This is a genomic window from Mycoplana sp. MJR14 (genome assembly GCF_029210525.1).
Classification (GTDB): Bacteria; Pseudomonadota; Alphaproteobacteria; order Rhizobiales; family Rhizobiaceae; genus Mycoplana.
Genome location: NZ_JARGEO010000002.1, coordinates 290,501 through 305,187, shown reverse-complemented (window position 1 = coordinate 305,187; position 14,687 = coordinate 290,501). Strand labels below are relative to the sequence as shown.

The 14,687-nt window shown below is 69.0% G+C and carries 15 protein-coding genes and 1 pseudogene; 8 read left to right on the top strand and 8 right to left on the bottom strand.

The window, feature by feature from the left end; translation table 11 throughout:
• Nucleotides 1-265 precede the first annotated feature (265 nt).
• Nucleotides 266-781: a YcgN family cysteine cluster protein gene (locus P0086_RS05700; protein ID WP_275783429.1), complete on the top strand. Its 516-nt coding sequence runs from the start codon at nt 266-268 to the stop codon at nt 779-781.
• A 217-nt stretch (nt 782-998) separates the two neighbouring features.
• Nucleotides 999-1,829 carry a hypothetical protein gene (locus P0086_RS05695; RefSeq protein WP_275783426.1) on the top strand — a complete coding sequence of 277 codons (831 nt, stop codon included), beginning with the start codon at nt 999-1,001 and terminating at the stop codon, nt 1,827-1,829.
• Nucleotides 1,830-2,074: 245 nt separating this feature from the next.
• Here the strand turns inward: P0086_RS05695 and P0086_RS05690 are convergent, their stop codons facing one another.
• On the bottom strand, nt 2,075-2,914 hold the full coding sequence (locus tag P0086_RS05690; protein ID WP_275783424.1) for a carbon-nitrogen hydrolase family protein: 840 nt from the start codon (nt 2,912-2,914) through the stop codon (nt 2,075-2,077).
• A 217-nt stretch (nt 2,915-3,131) separates the two neighbouring features.
• Here P0086_RS05690 and P0086_RS05685 point away from each other — a divergent pair, with 217 nt between their 5' ends.
• A complete protein-coding gene (locus tag P0086_RS05685) occupies nt 3,132-4,094 on the top strand; it encodes a glycosyltransferase (protein WP_275783422.1) in 963 nt (320 codons plus the stop codon).
• Nucleotides 4,095-4,265: 171 nt separating this feature from the next.
• On the opposite strand, the gene P0086_RS05680 is transcribed toward P0086_RS05685, so the two are convergent.
• The 3 genes and pseudogenes from P0086_RS05680 to P0086_RS25280 form a co-directional block, all read right to left on the bottom strand.
• The gene (locus P0086_RS05680; RefSeq protein ID WP_275783419.1) at nt 4,266-5,156 is read right to left on the bottom strand and encodes a helix-turn-helix domain-containing GNAT family N-acetyltransferase; all 891 of its coding nucleotides are present in this window, start codon (nt 5,154-5,156) and stop codon (nt 4,266-4,268) included.
• A gap of 270 nt (nt 5,157-5,426) precedes the next feature.
• On the bottom strand, nt 5,427-7,061 hold the full coding sequence (locus P0086_RS05675; RefSeq protein WP_345799300.1) for a rhodanese-like domain-containing protein: 1,635 nt from the start codon (nt 7,059-7,061) through the stop codon (nt 5,427-5,429).
• Between the two features lie 241 nt (nt 7,062-7,302).
• Nucleotides 7,303-7,728: pseudogene (locus P0086_RS25280) on the bottom strand (adenylate/guanylate cyclase domain-containing protein); the annotation flags it as partial.
• Between P0086_RS25280 and P0086_RS05670 the strand changes: the two are divergent.
• Entirely contained in the window at nt 7,717-8,868 is a 1,152-nt protein-coding gene (locus P0086_RS05670; RefSeq protein WP_345799307.1) for a DUF1194 domain-containing protein, read from the top strand. The pseudogene P0086_RS25280 and the gene P0086_RS05670 overlap by 12 nt on opposite strands.
• Before the next feature lie 55 nt (nt 8,869-8,923).
• Here the strand turns inward: P0086_RS05670 and arsC are convergent, their stop codons facing one another.
• The 3 genes from arsC to P0086_RS05655 are packed head-to-tail and all read right to left on the bottom strand — an operon-like array spanning nt 8,924 to nt 10,418.
• Nucleotides 8,924-9,352, bottom strand: coding sequence for an arsenate reductase (glutaredoxin) (gene arsC / locus P0086_RS05665; protein WP_112612238.1), 429 nt, complete (start codon nt 9,350-9,352; stop codon nt 8,924-8,926).
• Nucleotides 9,349-10,068, bottom strand: a complete 720-nt coding sequence (locus tag P0086_RS05660) for an MIP/aquaporin family protein (RefSeq protein ID WP_275783413.1) — start codon at nt 10,066-10,068, stop codon at nt 9,349-9,351. Before P0086_RS05660 ends, arsC begins: the two co-directional genes overlap by 4 nt.
• Nucleotides 10,065-10,418, bottom strand: coding sequence for a metalloregulator ArsR/SmtB family transcription factor (locus P0086_RS05655; protein WP_275783410.1), 354 nt, complete (start codon nt 10,416-10,418; stop codon nt 10,065-10,067). Before P0086_RS05655 ends, P0086_RS05660 begins: the two co-directional genes overlap by 4 nt.
• 40 nt (nt 10,419-10,458) lie before the next feature.
• On the opposite strand from P0086_RS05655, the gene P0086_RS05650 reads away from it, so the two are divergent.
• Nucleotides 10,459-10,977 carry a DUF6428 family protein gene (locus P0086_RS05650; protein ID WP_275783407.1) on the top strand — a complete coding sequence of 173 codons (519 nt, stop codon included), beginning with the start codon at nt 10,459-10,461 and terminating at the stop codon, nt 10,975-10,977.
• Nucleotides 10,978-11,155: 178 nt separating this feature from the next.
• A complete protein-coding gene (locus tag P0086_RS05645; protein ID WP_275783405.1) occupies nt 11,156-11,605 on the top strand; it encodes a carboxymuconolactone decarboxylase family protein in 450 nt (149 codons plus the stop codon).
• Nucleotides 11,606-11,640: 35 nt separating this feature from the next.
• Here the strand turns inward: P0086_RS05645 and P0086_RS05640 are convergent, their stop codons facing one another.
• Nucleotides 11,641-12,612, bottom strand: coding sequence for a polysaccharide lyase (locus P0086_RS05640; RefSeq protein WP_275783402.1), 972 nt, complete (start codon nt 12,610-12,612; stop codon nt 11,641-11,643).
• A gap of 236 nt (nt 12,613-12,848) precedes the next feature.
• Between P0086_RS05640 and P0086_RS05635 the strand changes: the two genes are divergently transcribed.
• Both P0086_RS05635 and P0086_RS05630 read left to right on the top strand, forming a co-directional pair.
• Nucleotides 12,849-13,943: a glycosyltransferase family 4 protein gene (locus tag P0086_RS05635; protein ID WP_275783400.1), complete on the top strand. Its 1,095-nt coding sequence runs from the start codon at nt 12,849-12,851 to the stop codon at nt 13,941-13,943.
• The gene (locus P0086_RS05630; protein WP_275783397.1) at nt 13,940-14,680 is read left to right on the top strand and encodes a polysaccharide deacetylase family protein; all 741 of its coding nucleotides are present in this window, start codon (nt 13,940-13,942) and stop codon (nt 14,678-14,680) included. Before P0086_RS05635 ends, P0086_RS05630 begins: the two co-directional genes overlap by 4 nt.
• Nucleotides 14,681-14,687 lie beyond the last annotated feature (7 nt).

Here is a 14,687-nt window from a genome sequence, read left to right as displayed (position 1 = left end):
CCTGCACGGCGGTCCATCCTCATGCGCGCAAGCCCTGGGCGCGCGATCCTTTTAAAACGATATCAGGCTATCGCCATGGATAAAACAGCCGGGTTTGCGTTCCGTTGCCGCCGCGTTCACGTTGTCGCGAAGGCTTGCGCAGAGGACACACCGGGACGCGGTTGCGGCGGCGTTGCGGCCGGATTCCCGCGCCCGCACCCCCGCTCTGCACGCCGGGGCACTGCTTTTGCTTGACCTTTTGGCCCGCGAGGTTCAGTGGACGGGGATGAGCGCGAAGTACGAGATGAAGCAGGACCTCGACGCCGACGGTCTCGGCAACGAGCTTCCGTTCTGGCAGAGAAAGACGCTGGCCGAGATGTCGGACGGCGAATGGGAGAGCCTGTGCGACGGCTGCGGGCTCTGCTGTCTCAACAAGCTCGAGGACTGGGACACCGGCGAGATCGTCTGGACCTCGATCCGCTGTCAGCTTCTGGACGACCACAGCTGTCGCTGCAAGGACTACGAGAACCGCCAGGCGACCGTGCCCGACTGCATCCGCCTGACGGTGAAGTCGGTCGCCGAGATCAGCTGGCTGCCGCCGACCTGCGGCTATCGGCTGATCCGCGACGGCCACGACCTCTACTGGTGGCATCCGCTCGTCTCCGGCGATCCCGAGACGGTCCACCAGGCCGGCATCTCCGCCCGCGGCCGCACCGTCAGCGAGGAGGGGATCGACGTCGAGGACTACGAGGACTACCTCGTCACCTGGCCGCTGGAAGTGGGCGGCACCGGCAACCGCTAGCGGCCCGCGCAGCCGCGCCCCGCGGCGCCGGCGCATCACGCCGCCTGTCAACCGCCTACCAGCCGCCTGCCAGTCGCGGTTGCGGTTTTCCGGCCATGCCCGCGGCGATCACGCAAAAGTCATCGCATCCCTGTCTTTCGTCATGGCCGGGCCCTAGAGCGGTCACGGGCGGCGCCTATGTTTCTCCGCGTAGGGACGAATGCCAAGGAGAAACAGAATGATAACCGACACTCTTCCGACCCGTTCCAGAGGATTGCGCAAGGCGCTCGTGCTGGCGCTCGCCCTGCCGCTGGCGCTGCCCGCCACCGCGTTGCCGGCATTGGCGCAGGAGGGCGCACCGCCGCCGGCGGTTGCCGCCGAGCGCGGACCGGACGCCGCCAAGGACGAGGCCCGGATGGAACACCGCGGCATGGACCGCGGCATGGACCGCCGCATGGGGCGCGGGATGGACGACGACAGGCGGGGCTACCACGGCATGCACCGCGCCGACCGCGATCACCGCGACGGCGACCGGGACCGCGGCCACCGCTGGCACCGCCAGTGGTCGGGCGAACGGCTGGCCACGCGCCTGGCCGCGGCCGAGGTCGCAGCCGGCATCAAGACGGCGCAGCTCGACGCCTGGCGGACCTTCACCGCGGCCCTCGTCGATTTCGCAACCCCGATGCCGTTCCACGGCCGGGCCGGCGGACCGGGCGGGATGGACGAGGCGGCCGGCGGCCCTGCGGGCGGGATGCCGATGGAGGGCATGACCGCCGACGACATGCCGGCCGAAGGCCAGCAGATGGCACCGGGCGACGCGGCCGGCGCGCAGCCGCCCGCAGCCGGTGCGGACGACCAGCTGACCCGGCCCGGCGGCCCCCGCCTCGGCGGCCGTCCGTCCGGCATGGATCTGCTCGACCGCCTGATCATGCGCGTCGAGGACCGGGCGGCGAAGGCCGAACGGCTGAAGGCGGCGAAGACCGCGCTCGAAGCGGTGCTGGAGCCGGGCCAGCGGCAGATCATCGAACGCTACCTGACGCCGAGGCGCGGCCACGGCGAAATGCGCTAGCCACAGGCCCGGCCGCCGGGCGGCAGCAGGAGCGCCTGGCCCCTGCGCCCCAGCGGGGCGGCGCGCGCGAAGTTTGCGGCAGGTCCGCCCCTCATCCGCCTGCCGGCACCTTCTCCCCGTGAACGGGGAGAAGGACGGATGCGGCGACGTCTCCAGTCCCCTCTCCCCGTCTGCGGGGAGAGGGCTAGGGTGAGGGGGCAGCGTGGAAAATGGGGTGAGGGGCGGCGCGCTCCGCCCTGCGGTGGTCAGAATTCGTCCCGCCTCCGGCTCCGCGGATCGTCGCTCCCGTTCTGCCGGTAGATCCCGCCGTCCCGCGCCAGCGCCCGCCAGGGCCGCGCTTTCTGCAGCACCGTCTCGTAGGCCGGGTCGTCCCGGTCGAGCACGGCGGTCGCGATCGCCGTCTCCGCCACGTGCGGGCCATGCGCGGCCGTCTTGCCGTCCGGGCCGAGGATGCCGGCCGGGCCCCGGTCGCCGACGGTCTGCGCCGGCGTGGCGGCGCTGATCCAGAGGCAGTTCAGCGCCGCATGCGCCCGAAGCGCGATCAGAAAGCGCGCGGGGAGGCCGAAGGACGAGAACAGCACGGCGTCGACACCCTGCCGCTCGTAGCCGGAAAACACCTCGAAGAACTGCGCCTCGATGCAGATCGCGCAGCCGAAGCGGTAACCGTCGACCGCGAAGGTGATCGGCTCGGTCCCGGGCGTGTACCAGCCCTGCAGTTCGCTGTTCGACAGGTAGCGCTTGTCGTAGCGGGTGAGGAGTTCACCGGCATCGGACATCACGTAGAGACTGTTGTACGGCGGGAGACCGCCCGAGAGCCGGTGCGCACCGCCGACCACCGCGAAGACGCCGAGCCGGCGGCACAGCGCGGCGATCGCCCGCAGTTCGGCCTCCTGTGCCGCCCAGTCGAAGCGCGACCAGGCCTCCGGACAGGCGATCTGGGCCTTGGCGTAGCCCGACAGCGCGCCCTCGCAGACATGCACCAGCCGGGCGCCCTCGGCCGCGGCCAGGGCGATCGCGCTGCGGATCGCCTCGCCGTTGGTGTCGATGCAGGCGGAAACGGCGGTCTGTGCTGCGGCGATCTTCAAGAGCGTCTCCTGCGCGTCCGATTCGCATTGTCGATGCAATCGGAGCGAAGCGAAACCGCAAATTGCACGGGTCGTGCCCGGCCGGCCCCCGCCGTCGCCGCCCCGATCGCCGCCCCGCTCGCTGTTCCCCATCGCCGCCGTTGACGGCCGTCGGCGTTCCGCGCTAGCCCAGGGGAGGCGCAAGGCGGTCGCCGGGGGCCGTTCGGGAGCGAGAGGCATGACGAAACGGGAAAGCTTGAAGGCGGGGCTGCGCGAGGCCGAGGCCCTGCGCGAGGAGGGGCGCTTCGAGGCAGCGCTCGCCATCCTCGATGCCATCGCCGCCGATCCCGCATGCGGCGTGCTCGGCCCGGCCACCGTGCTAGGCCTGCCGCGGCCGCTGCATTCGGCATACCTGAAGGTGGCCAAGCGCCGCGGCGATCCGATCGCCCGCGTCGGCTACCAGCACACGCTGGTGCCGCCGCCCGGCCTGCTGGCGCCGTTCGGCCGCTTCTCCGCCGAGGAGCGCCGGGCGCTCGCCGAGGCCGGCCGCACGCCCGTCCCGCGGGTGCTGCACCAGGTCTGGATCGGCACGGCGGCGGTGCCGGCGGCCACCGTCGCCTGGGCCGACCATGCCGCCCGGCATGGCTATGAATACCGTCTCTGGCGCGAGCCCGAGCTCGCCGCGACGGGCATCGACGGCCACCCGGTGTTCCGCGCGATGCTTTCGGCCGGCGACCTGCCGGGCGCGGTCGATGTCGCCCGCTACCTGATCCTGCAGCGCTTCGGCGGCATCTATCTCGATTGCGACTGGTATCCGGCACGGCAGGACGTGCCCTTCGATGCCGTCCTGCCGATGGTCGGGCTTTCGGTGCTGGCGGAGGACATCCCGCGTGACACCGGCGCCGGCAGCCTGCTGCTCGCCAATTCCTTCATCGCCGCCCCGCCGGGCCACCCCGTCTTCCAACGCATCCTCGACGCGCTTCCGGCGGTCGCGGAAATCCTCCCGGGCGCGCCGGCCTGGTGGTCCACCGGCCCGCTGCTCTTCACCGTCGTCTGCCGCGGCGGCGCGGTCACGGTCGCGGACGCGGCCCTCGTCGCCGGCGCCGTCCCGCGCCGGGCGCCGGTCGAGGCCGTCCTTGCGCTCTGCGAGAAGGCCGAGCGCGAAGACGGCGGCCTGCTGGTCGCCTGGAAGCCCTGGTAGGGGGCGGATCGGTCCTCGCCCGGGCAGGCGGAGCAGCGGCGGTCCGCTGCCGCCATTCGGCCGGGGCTTGCCCATGTCCGGGGGCGCGAAGCGACGCCATCAGCGTGTTTCCGAGCGAAGACGGGCCGGAGGGCGCTGCCGAAAGCTGCGCCGTTGCCGCCGGCCGGCCGGTCATCGATCGGCGTGTCGCGGCGACGTCCGCTTCCTGACGAAACGCTGTTCCATCACCTCCTTGCCCCATTGGCTGCCGGCCGCTTCCTGCGCCAGCACGAACCCCCGCGATTCATAGAGGTGGCGCGCGGCGTCCAGGCCCGAGAACGTGAACAGGTGGGTCTCCGCGAAGCCTTGTGCGTCGGCGAATGCCAGTGCCGTATCGAGCAGAGCCTTGCCGCAGCCCGTGCCGCGCAGGGCGTCGTCGACGATGTACCATCGCAGGTGGGCGATGCCCGGCCCCATGTCCTCGCCGTCGATGGCGATGGAGCCGAGGATCGCATCGCCGGCCGTCGCGACCCAGACCTGGTTGACCGGGGCGTGCAGGCGATCGGCGAACGCGGCCAGACCGCCGGCGACGACGCTTTCGAAGTGTTGTCCAAGCCCATGGGCCTGCGAGTAGTAGCGGGCGTGCATCTCGGTGATGCGGGCGATGATGCCCGGCCGATAGCCGCTTTCGATCCGTATGCCGGGGGCGGCGGCGCCGGCGTCGCGCTGCCCGGCCAGGGCATCCGTATAGAGGCGCAGCCCCTCGATCACCGCCCGGTCTTGTCCGGGCTGCAGGCGGCTGAGCGCATCTGCGACCTGTGCGCGCGCGAACGCATGGATGGCGGCGACCCGGTCCTTTCCGGAGGCGGTGAGGGACAGCATCTTGACGCGGCCATCCCCTTCGGCGGCAAGCTCCCTCACGTCGCCGGAGACGACCAGCTTCCGGAGCATCCGGCTGACGCTCGATTTCTCCAGCCGGAGGCGCGCCCCGAGGTCGCGCGCGGTGACGCCGCCGCCTTCGATCTCGATGAGGGCATGGACGGCCGACGGCGGCAGGTCGGTCCCCGCGAGGTCCGTGCTCATGAAACCCAGCTCGCGGACTAGGCGGCGAGAGGTGGCGCGGATGGCATCGATGGAATGAAGGTGATGGTGGGCAGGCATTGTCCGGTCCGGTCGATAAAGTTGTATCATGCAACTAAATAGCGGTGCGACCACCTGCCGTCAACAAGGAGAACGCGCCGTTGCGGTCTGGCGCAGCGCCGCCCCCATCGCCTCGCTCCGCGCGACCCTTCTCCCGCCGGGGAGAAGCGGGCCCCGCGCGAAAAACATCCGAGCCGGGACCGTCGCTGCCGGCTACCGCTTGACCTCGATCACGAGCGGATAGCCCTCGTCGCTCCACTCCATGAAACCGCCGGCGAAGTAGTAGACGTGCGTGTAACCCCAGGCGATCGCCTTGGCCGCGGCATAGGCGGCATAGGTGCAATGCAGGCCGTGGCAGTAGAACACGACCTCGTCGTCCGTGCCGGCCACCCTGGCGAGGCTTTCCCTCGACAGGCCGGTGACGAGCGACAGGTTGACGGCGCGGGGGAGATGGCCGTTGTCGTAGTTGAGCGCGGCCCGCACGTCGACGAAGGGCACACCCCGGGCGAGCAGCGCCCTTGCTTCCGCGACATCGATCTTGATCGTTTTCTCGACGCTGAGTTCGCCTTTCGCCAGGGTGACGAACCTGACGTAGTCGTCGAGGGCGAGGTCGGTACCGGTGCCCTCCGGCACGCCCGCCTTGCGCAGACCCTCCTGCAGGCGCGCAATGCAGGGCCGATGGTAGCTGAGGACGCTGCCATACCAATTGAAGCCGCTCTCCTGGACGGTGAGCGGTTCGGACAGGGAGACCATGGCCAGCCTGTTGTACCGGTCGATCAGCGCCTGGACGCCGTCGGTGCGTCCGAGGTGTCCGTAGCCCGAGATCAGCGTGGCGTAGTCCTCCAAAAGATCGGAATTCCCCGCGATCACGCGTTCGAAGGCATCGACGGCCTCGTCATACTTGCCCTGGCAGAAGAACGAGATCGCAAGCATGCGCAGCGTTGCCGGCGCGGGATGGGGATCGATCCGCATCGCCAGGCGGACCTGCTGTTCCGCCTCCGCCGCACGTCCCGACGCGGTGAGAACCCGCGCCAGGCTGACATGGTTGTCGGGATCGTTGGGCGCGAGCTTCATCGCCCTGTCGATCGCGACGAAGGCGTCGTCAAAGCGTCCCTGCTGGGCGAGCAGTTGCGCCGATATCGTATGGGCGAGCGCCGTCGGCCGCTCCAGCGCCCTTGCAAGGTTTCGCCCGAGGTTCCTGGCGGCCTTCTCGCGGCGTGAGAAATCCCAGGACGAGATGCTGGTCCGCCAGTTCGCCGCCGCCAGCGACGCATAGGCGCGGCTGTAGTTCGGGTCGAGCACGATGGCGTTCTGGAAGAGCGCGGCGGCCGTCACCGTTTCCGCCTCGCTGTCCCGGCGGAGATGATCCCAGCCGCGCAGCAAGGTGTCGTAGGCCTGCGGGTTCGTCGTTTCCGGTTCCTCGGCGACGGTCCGCTCGGCCTTCGTCAGCTGCACCGAGAGCGTCGTCACGATCTGCCCGATCACCCTGTCCTGCAGATCGAACACGCCGCTCATTTCGCCGTCGTAGCGCTCGGCCCACAGGTAGTGCCCGTCGATCGCATCCACCAGCTGGGCGTTGACCCGGACATGGTTGCCCTCCCTGCGGACGCTGCCCTCCAGGATGTAGTGGACGCCCAGTTCCTCGGCCACCTGCTGCGCCTTGATCGGCTTGCCCTTGTAGCTGAAGGTCGAGTTGCGCGCGATTACGAAGATGCCCGACAGCTTCGAGAGCTCGGTGATCAGGTCGTCGGTCATGCCGTCGGCGAAATAGCCCTGTCCGGCATCGGCGCTGAGATTGTCGAACGGCAGGACGGCGATCGAGGGCGTCTTCGGCAGCGGAAGGGCCATCCGCGCAACCGACGCCGCATCGGCGCTCTCGCGCTTTTGCGCCATCCAGGCCGCGGGAACGCCGAGCCAGGGCCAGGGCGGCCGGAACGCGCCAGGTGCGAAGGCTCTCGACGCCGAAGCGCCGATGCCGCGGACTTCCCTCGAACCGCACCCGGTAGACGCGGACCGGCCGCTCGATGTTCTTCACGTGCTGCTCGCCGATGAACTCCAGCGGCAGGTCGAATTTGCCCTGCAGGTGATCGAAGGCCGTGCCGGAGACGAACAGCCCTCCCGGATCGCAGATCTGCTCGAGACGGGCCGCGACATTGACGCCGTCGCCCAAGAGATCGTCGCCCTCGACGACGACGTCGCCGAGATTGATGCCCATGCGGAAGAGAAGGCGCTGGTGCGGGGCGACATCCGCCTGGCGCGCCGCCAGCGTGCTTTGGGATGCGACCGCGCAGCCGACCGCGTCGACGACGGAGCCGAATTCCACGATCGCACCATCGCCCATGAGTTTGACGATGCGTCCGTGATAGTCCTGCATGAGGGGATCGAAGATTTCGGACCGCCACGCCCTGATCGCCGCCAGCGTCCGGGCCTCGTCGGCCTCGATGAGCCGCGAATAGCCGACAATGTCGACGGCAAGGATCGCAACCAGCCGCCGTTCCGCGCGATGTGCGTCCATGACCACCTCTCCCGAAGGGGCAGAAGGCCTCGCTATAGCGTTGGTCTGGGCGGGGAGGTTCCCGGCCTCCCAGCCTCTGAAAGCTACACTTGTTTCCGGGCGCCTGCCAGATTTATCGCCCGGGCCGGCGAGCCCCTTGTGCCCCGTATTCCAAGGCGCCGGATGAGGGGCCTTCCATTGCGGCGCAGCGTTCGTCGCGCCCTGATCGCCCCCTCATCGCCCCGCTCCGCCCGGCTCTTCTCCCCGATGGGGGAAGAGCCTGCCCGCCGTTCGGAAAGAGTGTCCGCCCCCGGCATTGCGGGCGCGCGGGACAGGCGTAGTATGCCCGCACAGGAGGGTGCGATGAGACTGCACTGCGCGCTTCTGACCTGCTTCGGCATTCTGGCGGGCAGCACGCCCGTCCAGCTGTCTCCGGCCTTCGTCGATCTCGAGCTGGTTCTCGCCGTCGATGTCTCCTACTCGATGGAAATCTACGAGCAGCGCCTTCAACGCCAGGGCTATGTGAACGCCTTCCTTCAGCCCGAACTTTTCCGGGCGGTCCAGAGCGGACCCTTCGGCAGGATCGCGGTGACATATGTCGAGTGGGGCGGCTCCGCCATCCAGACCGTGCCCTGGACGCTGGTCGACGGGCCTGGTGCGGCGGTTCAATTTGCCGAGGTGCTGCGCCGGCAGCCGCTGCGGCGGATATCCTTCACCTCGATCTCCAACACATTGGCGTTTTCACGAAAACTCTTTCAGCTCAGCCCGTTCCAGGGAATGCGGCGCGTGATCGACATCTCGGGCGATGGGCCGAACAATGCCGGTGTGCCGGCACCCGTTTCGCGCAACTCGACGGTCGCGCAAGGCATCGTGATCGACGGGCTTCCCATCATGCTGGCGCGCCGGGACTCGGCGTCGATCCCGGACCTCGACGCCTACTACGAGAACTGCGTGATCGGCGGAGACGGGGCCTTTCTGCTGAAAGTTTCAACGGTCGACGAATTCGCCGAAACGATCCTCAGAAAGCTCATCGTCGAGATCCTGGGAACGAACGTGAGCGACCTGCAGCGGCCCGCATGGCCGTTGCAACGGGCCGACGCCCGGGCCGGCTACAACTGCTTCATCGGCGAAGAGATGCAGGAGCGGCGGATAGGGCAGTAGCGAGCAGATGGACGTCCGCTCCCGGCGCCGCTGGCAGTCCTCGCTGGTCGCTTTTTCAGACGAGGCGCTTGCCTTCGGCGCCCAGCACCTGTTCGCCGTCCTCCTTGGCGAAGGGGCCCTTGTGGGTGGCGGGCAGGATGTCGAGAACCAGCTCCGAAGGCCGCGCGAGACGCGTTCCGAGGGGCGTTATGACGAACGGGCGGTTGATCAGGATCGGCTCTTTCAGCATGGCATCGAGCAACTGGTCATCCGACAGGGCGGGATTGTCGAGACCGAGTTCGGCATAGGGCGTGCCCTTCTCGCGCATTGCCTGGCGGACGGTCAGCCCGGCATCGGCAATCATTTTCGCGAGCTGCGCCCGGCTCGGCGGGGCCTTGAGATATTCGACGACCGTCGGCTCGATCCCGGCGTTGCGGATCATCGCCAGCGCGTTGCGCGAGGTGCCGCAATCCGGGTTGTGATAGATCGTGACGTCCATGGTCATGGGACAGACTCCTGTTCGGTCGAAGATTGAGCGGTGCGCGGCTCGTCAAGCAGCCAGACCGCCAGTGAAAGCGCCAGCAAGGCGCCCAGCACCTCGGCGACAACGAACTCCGGCAGATCGAGGGGACGGATGCCGGCGAAGGTGTCGGTCAACGACCGGGCGGCCGCGACGGCCGGATTGGCAAACGACGTCGAGGCGGTGAACCAGTAGGCAGCCGTGATGTAGAGGCCGACCAGCCAGGCGACGGCCTCGGAACGGAACCGCAAACCGGCCAGGATCACAAAGACGAGGCCGAAGGTGGCGGTCGCTTCGGCCAGCCACTGCGCGGCACCGGTGCGATCCGTGGTCGAAACCTGCAGCAACGGCAGCTCGAACATGGCGTGGGCAAGAAGCGTTCCGGCGATGCCGCCGAGGATTTGCGCAAGGCCATAGGCGAGAGCCCGCGTCGCGCCCATCTCTCGACGCAGGAAGAAGACCAGGGAGACGGCCGGGTTGAAGTGCGCGCCGGAAATCGGACCCAGCACGGTGATCAGCACGAAGAGCATCGCGCCCGTCGCGAGCGTATTGCCGAGCAGCGCCAGGGCCGCGTCGGTGGTGAGCTTGTCGGCCATGATGCCGGAGCCGACCACGGTCGCGACCAGAATGGCCGTACCGAGGGCCTCCGACACGAGCTGCCGCGAGACCGGAAACGTGGCCGTCCTTCTCCGTTCCGTCATTGCGGATCGTGCTTCGCGCGCGGGCGGCAGGCGGCTGCGGCGGTGACCGGCAGGCAGACCTCGGGATGGCCCGAACAGCAATCCTCCATGAGAAAGCGGACGAGACCGCTCAGCGTGTCGTAGTTGACCGTGTAGATGATCGAGCGCGCCTCCCGCTGCTGGCCGACGAGGCCCGCACGGTCCAACTCCTTGAGGTGGAACGAGAGGTTCGATGCGGAAACGTCGAGTTTCTCCGCAATCGACCCGGCCGCCATGCCCTCGGGGCCGGCCACGACGAGCATGCGGATGATCTGCAGACGTGTCTCCTGCGAGAGTGCACCGAAGGCGCCAATGGCTTGACGTTCATCCATATTTCAATAATCCTTGAAACGTTGAATTGGAGTAGCGCAGATGAACGCTCACGGCAAGCCCCACGGCCAGCATGGCGATCTGAACCTCGGCGAATTGCTGGATGCGCTGGGCGAGGCAGGGGATCTGCCCTTGGTGTTTCACTACGACGGACGCCCGATCCGGTCCGGCTACCACGTCACGGAGGTCAAGGCCGGGCAGTTCTCGGCGCTCGACTGTGGGGCCAATCCTGAGGCCTGGTCCGAGATCTTCGTGCAGCTTCTGGATGTCGAGGGCGACGGCCCGGCGCACATGGCCGCTGGAAAGTTCACAGCCATCGTCCGCACGGTCTCCGGGCACGTGAAGCTCGACATGGGCGCAAGACTGACGTTCGAGGTCAGCGATGGCCAGGCACCGATGCAGCTTTTTTCTGCCGTGGCCCTCGGTATTCGGGGCGCGGCCATGCATGTCGAACTGGCCGCCCGCCCGGCGCGTTGCAAGCCGCGTGACCGCCGGCTGGACCAGCAAGCCGGATCGTCACCCTGCTGCGATCCCGCGCCGGCCGGCCAATGCTGCGGTTAGATTCGAATGGGTCCGCCTCGGGGTGAAAGCGGGCGAAGCCCTGCCCAAAGGCATTCTGATCGGCCGGTTGTGAAAAAAGCGAATCTGGGATCAGAAAACGGAGTTTTCGGTCATCCGGCCCGTGTCATCAGTGTCGTGCTCGCAGACGGCGGACGACACGAAGACAGGATGGCAAGAAATGGCCCGCATGAACTGGTATGAGATCGCGCCCGAAGGCGCAAAGGCGTTGTTTGGTGTCCATCACTACGTGACGAAGGGCACGAACCTGCCTGCGGACCTGATCCACCTCGTGTTCCTCCGGGTCTCCCAGATCAACGGATGCGCCCATTGCATCGATCTGCACAGCCGCGATCTGCGCAAGACCATGTCGGTCGACAGGGTCACGTTGGTGCCGGTGTGGGATGAGGTCCCACATCTGTTCACGAACCAGGAGCGCGCGGCGCTGGCCTGGGCCGAGGAGGTGACGCGGCTCAGCGAAACGCATGCCTCCGACGAGGCCTACGCGGCGGCATCCGCGGCGTTCGCGCCAAAGGACCTGGTCGATCTCACGATCGCGATCGCGGCCATGAACGCGTTCAATCGCCTGGGCGCCCCTTTCCGTCTTCCTGTGGCCGCCACGGCGGCTTAAGCCGGACGGGTCCGGGGCGGGGCCCGCCCGTCCGCTCACTGCACGAGCGCGCAGGCCTCCGCGTCGCGCAGCACGTCGATGCAGTCGGGCGAGCGGCGGAAATCGTCGTAGTAGAGCGTCCATACGCCCTCGCCGGCGGCGCGGTAGGGGCCGAACTTGAAGTACTGGTTTTCGCCGAGGCCGTGGTCCTTGTGGCCGACGAAGCCCTTGGCGGTGACGATCCAGCGGCCGTTGGCGAAGAGCTCGATATGGCCGGTCCCGTCGGGGCCCGGATGCGAATAGATGGCGAAGTCGATCCAGCCGGAATCGGGCGTCGGCAGCGGGTTGCCGTGGCTGGTGAGGGTCACTTTGTCGGTGCAGCTGTCAAAGCCGTTGGTGTCGTCCTGCGAACGCCACCGGGCGTCGTGGGCGATCAGCGAGCGCATCTGGTTGGCTTCCGGCCGCAGCCACACCGCGGTCTGCCCGGCCGGGCAGGTGGGAATCCCGTCCTTCACCTCCGCCGGCGTTCCCGGCTGGTAGTTGCTCTCGATCGTCGCAAACAGCCTCCCGTTGTCGAGCCGCAGCGCCAGGAACGGGCTGAAGTCGCCCTCGGCGTCCGGGCCGATCTCGCGCTTCCACTGCGCGATCAGGTAGCGGTGGTCGTCCTGCGGGATGGGATCGGCGAGCTTCACCGCAAATCCGAACCAGACGCCCCGGTCGTAGGGCACCCGCAGCTCGGTCTTCTCCCAGATCTCCGCCCTTTCGCTGCAGCCTTCGCTGTCCGGCCGGCACAGCGGCCGCACGCTGAGCTCCAGCGCGCCGGTGCCGACCTTCTTCACCGCGCTCTGGAAGGTGGCGGTGCCCGCCTTCTGCTCGGCGTTGTTGCGATAGTAGAGCCCGCCGGTCTCGGCAAAGCCGCTGCCGTCGAAGCCGTCGGAGAGCTTCTGCGAGGCCGCGTCTTCGGCCTGGGCGGGCAGGGCGGCTGCGAGAAGGACGAAGGCGGCAAGGAGGCGGCGGCAGCGGATCATGGCGGACTTTCTGACAGGGCGTTTGGCGTTGTGCCGGCCGGGACGATGGGCGCGGCCTCGGGCGTGTCGCGGTTTCGGAGCCGCCGGGCGGCCCAGACAGCAACACCTAGCGCAATTATGTCTTGCGGCCTATCAATTTTGCGCGAGGATCGGGCCCGGTTTTCAAGGCGTTAGCCGACGGCTGCGGTCACAGGCACGGCTTCCCTTCGGCCGCCAATCGCTCTAAACCGACGGATATGAGGATCGCCTTCTATTCGCCGCTGAAATCGCCGGACCATCCCGTTCCCTCGGGGGACCGGCTGATGGCGCGGCTTCTGATCGCGGCGCTGCGGCAGGCGGGCCATGAGGTCGCGGTCGCCTCGCAACTGCGCAGCTTTTCCTCCGCCCCGGACGGCGAGGGGCGGGCGGCGATCGACCAGGCGGCGCGCGCCGAGGTGGAGCGGCTCTCGGCGCTCTGGCAGGCGGGCGGGGCGCCCGACGCCTGGTTCTGCTATCATCCCTATTACAAGGCGCCCGACCTGATCGGCCCGGAGCTCGTCCGCCGCTTCGGCCTCGCCTACGTGACCGCCGAGGCCTCCTATTCGCAGCGCCGCAATCAGGGGCTTTGGGCCGACAACCAGGCGCGTCTCGCAAGCGGCGTGGAACGGGCGGCGGTCAACATCTGCCTGACCCGCCGCGACCGCGACGGCCTCGCCGCGGCGATCCCGGGCGGGCGCTACGCGCTGCTCCAGCCCTTCATCGATCCGGCCGCCTTCCTCGCCGTCGATCCCCGGCCTGAGCCGCACGCCCTCGTCACCGTGGCGATGATGCGGCCCGGCGACAAGATGGAGAGCTACCGCATGCTCGCAGCCGCGCTCGGCCGCCTGCGGCATCGGCCCTGGACGCTCGCGGTGATCGGCGACGGTGCGCTCAGGGGCGAGGTCGAGGCGCTGTTTTCGGACATCGACGGCGGCCGGATCGTCTGGCACGGCGAGCGCGACACCGCCGGCATCGCAGCCGTCCTCGGCGCGTCGGCGATCTACGCCTGGCCCGGCACCGGCGAGGCCTACGGGCTCGCCTATCTGGAGGCGCAGGCGGCCGGCCTGCCGGTCGTGGCCCAGGCAGTGGCCGGCGTGCCGGAGGTGGTCCGCCACGACGTCACCGGGCTGCTGACGCCGCCGGGCGACGTCGCGGCCTATGCCGCAGCCCTGGACCGGCTGCTCGCGGACGATGCGCTGCGCCAGGACATGGCCCGTGCCGCCCGCCGCTTCGTCGTCGAGGACTGCGCGATCGACCGGGCCGCGCTGCGGCTCGACGAGATCCTGCGCCGACACATAGGGGAACGCCCATGACCGACGCCGACTGGGCGCCGCTGACCGACGAACTCGACCGCTGGGCACGGGCCGGGCGGGTCGCCCGCTTCTGGCTGCGCGACGACGATGCGGTGGAGCCGACCGAGCCGCTCGAGCGCCTGCTGGCCCTGTCGGCCCGCCATGAGGTGCCGGTGGCGCTCGCTGTCATCCCCGCCTTCACCGGCGATGCGCTGGCCGTCAGGCTCGCTGCCGCGCCCGGGGCCGAGGTCGCAGTCCACGGCTGGTCGCACGAGAATTTCGCCCCGCCGGGGGAGAAGAAGCAGGAGCTCGGCGCCCATCGCCCGGCTGACGTCGTGCTGGCGTCGCTGGAGCGCGGCCTATCGCATCTGGCGCGCCTGCATGGCCCGCGCCTGGCGCCGGTGCTGGTGCCGCCCTGGAACCGCATCGATCCGGCGCTCGTCTCCCGCCTCGGCGGCCTCGGCTTTCGCGCGCTGTCGGTCTTCGGCCCGGAAAAGGCGCTGGGCCTGCCCGCGATCAACACCCATGTCGACGTGATCGACTGGCGCGGCACGCGCGGCGGCCGGCCGGGCGGCGATCTCGCAGGCGAAATGGCGGTGCGGCTGCGGGCGATCGTGGGCGGCGAGGGGACGCTCGGGCTTCTGACCCATCACCTCGTCCATGACGAGACGGTCTGGGGCTTCCTGGAGGAGCTGTTCGAACGGACGGCGCGGCATCCGGGCTGCCGGTGGACACGGTTGTCCGAGCTCGTCGGATAACGCTGCG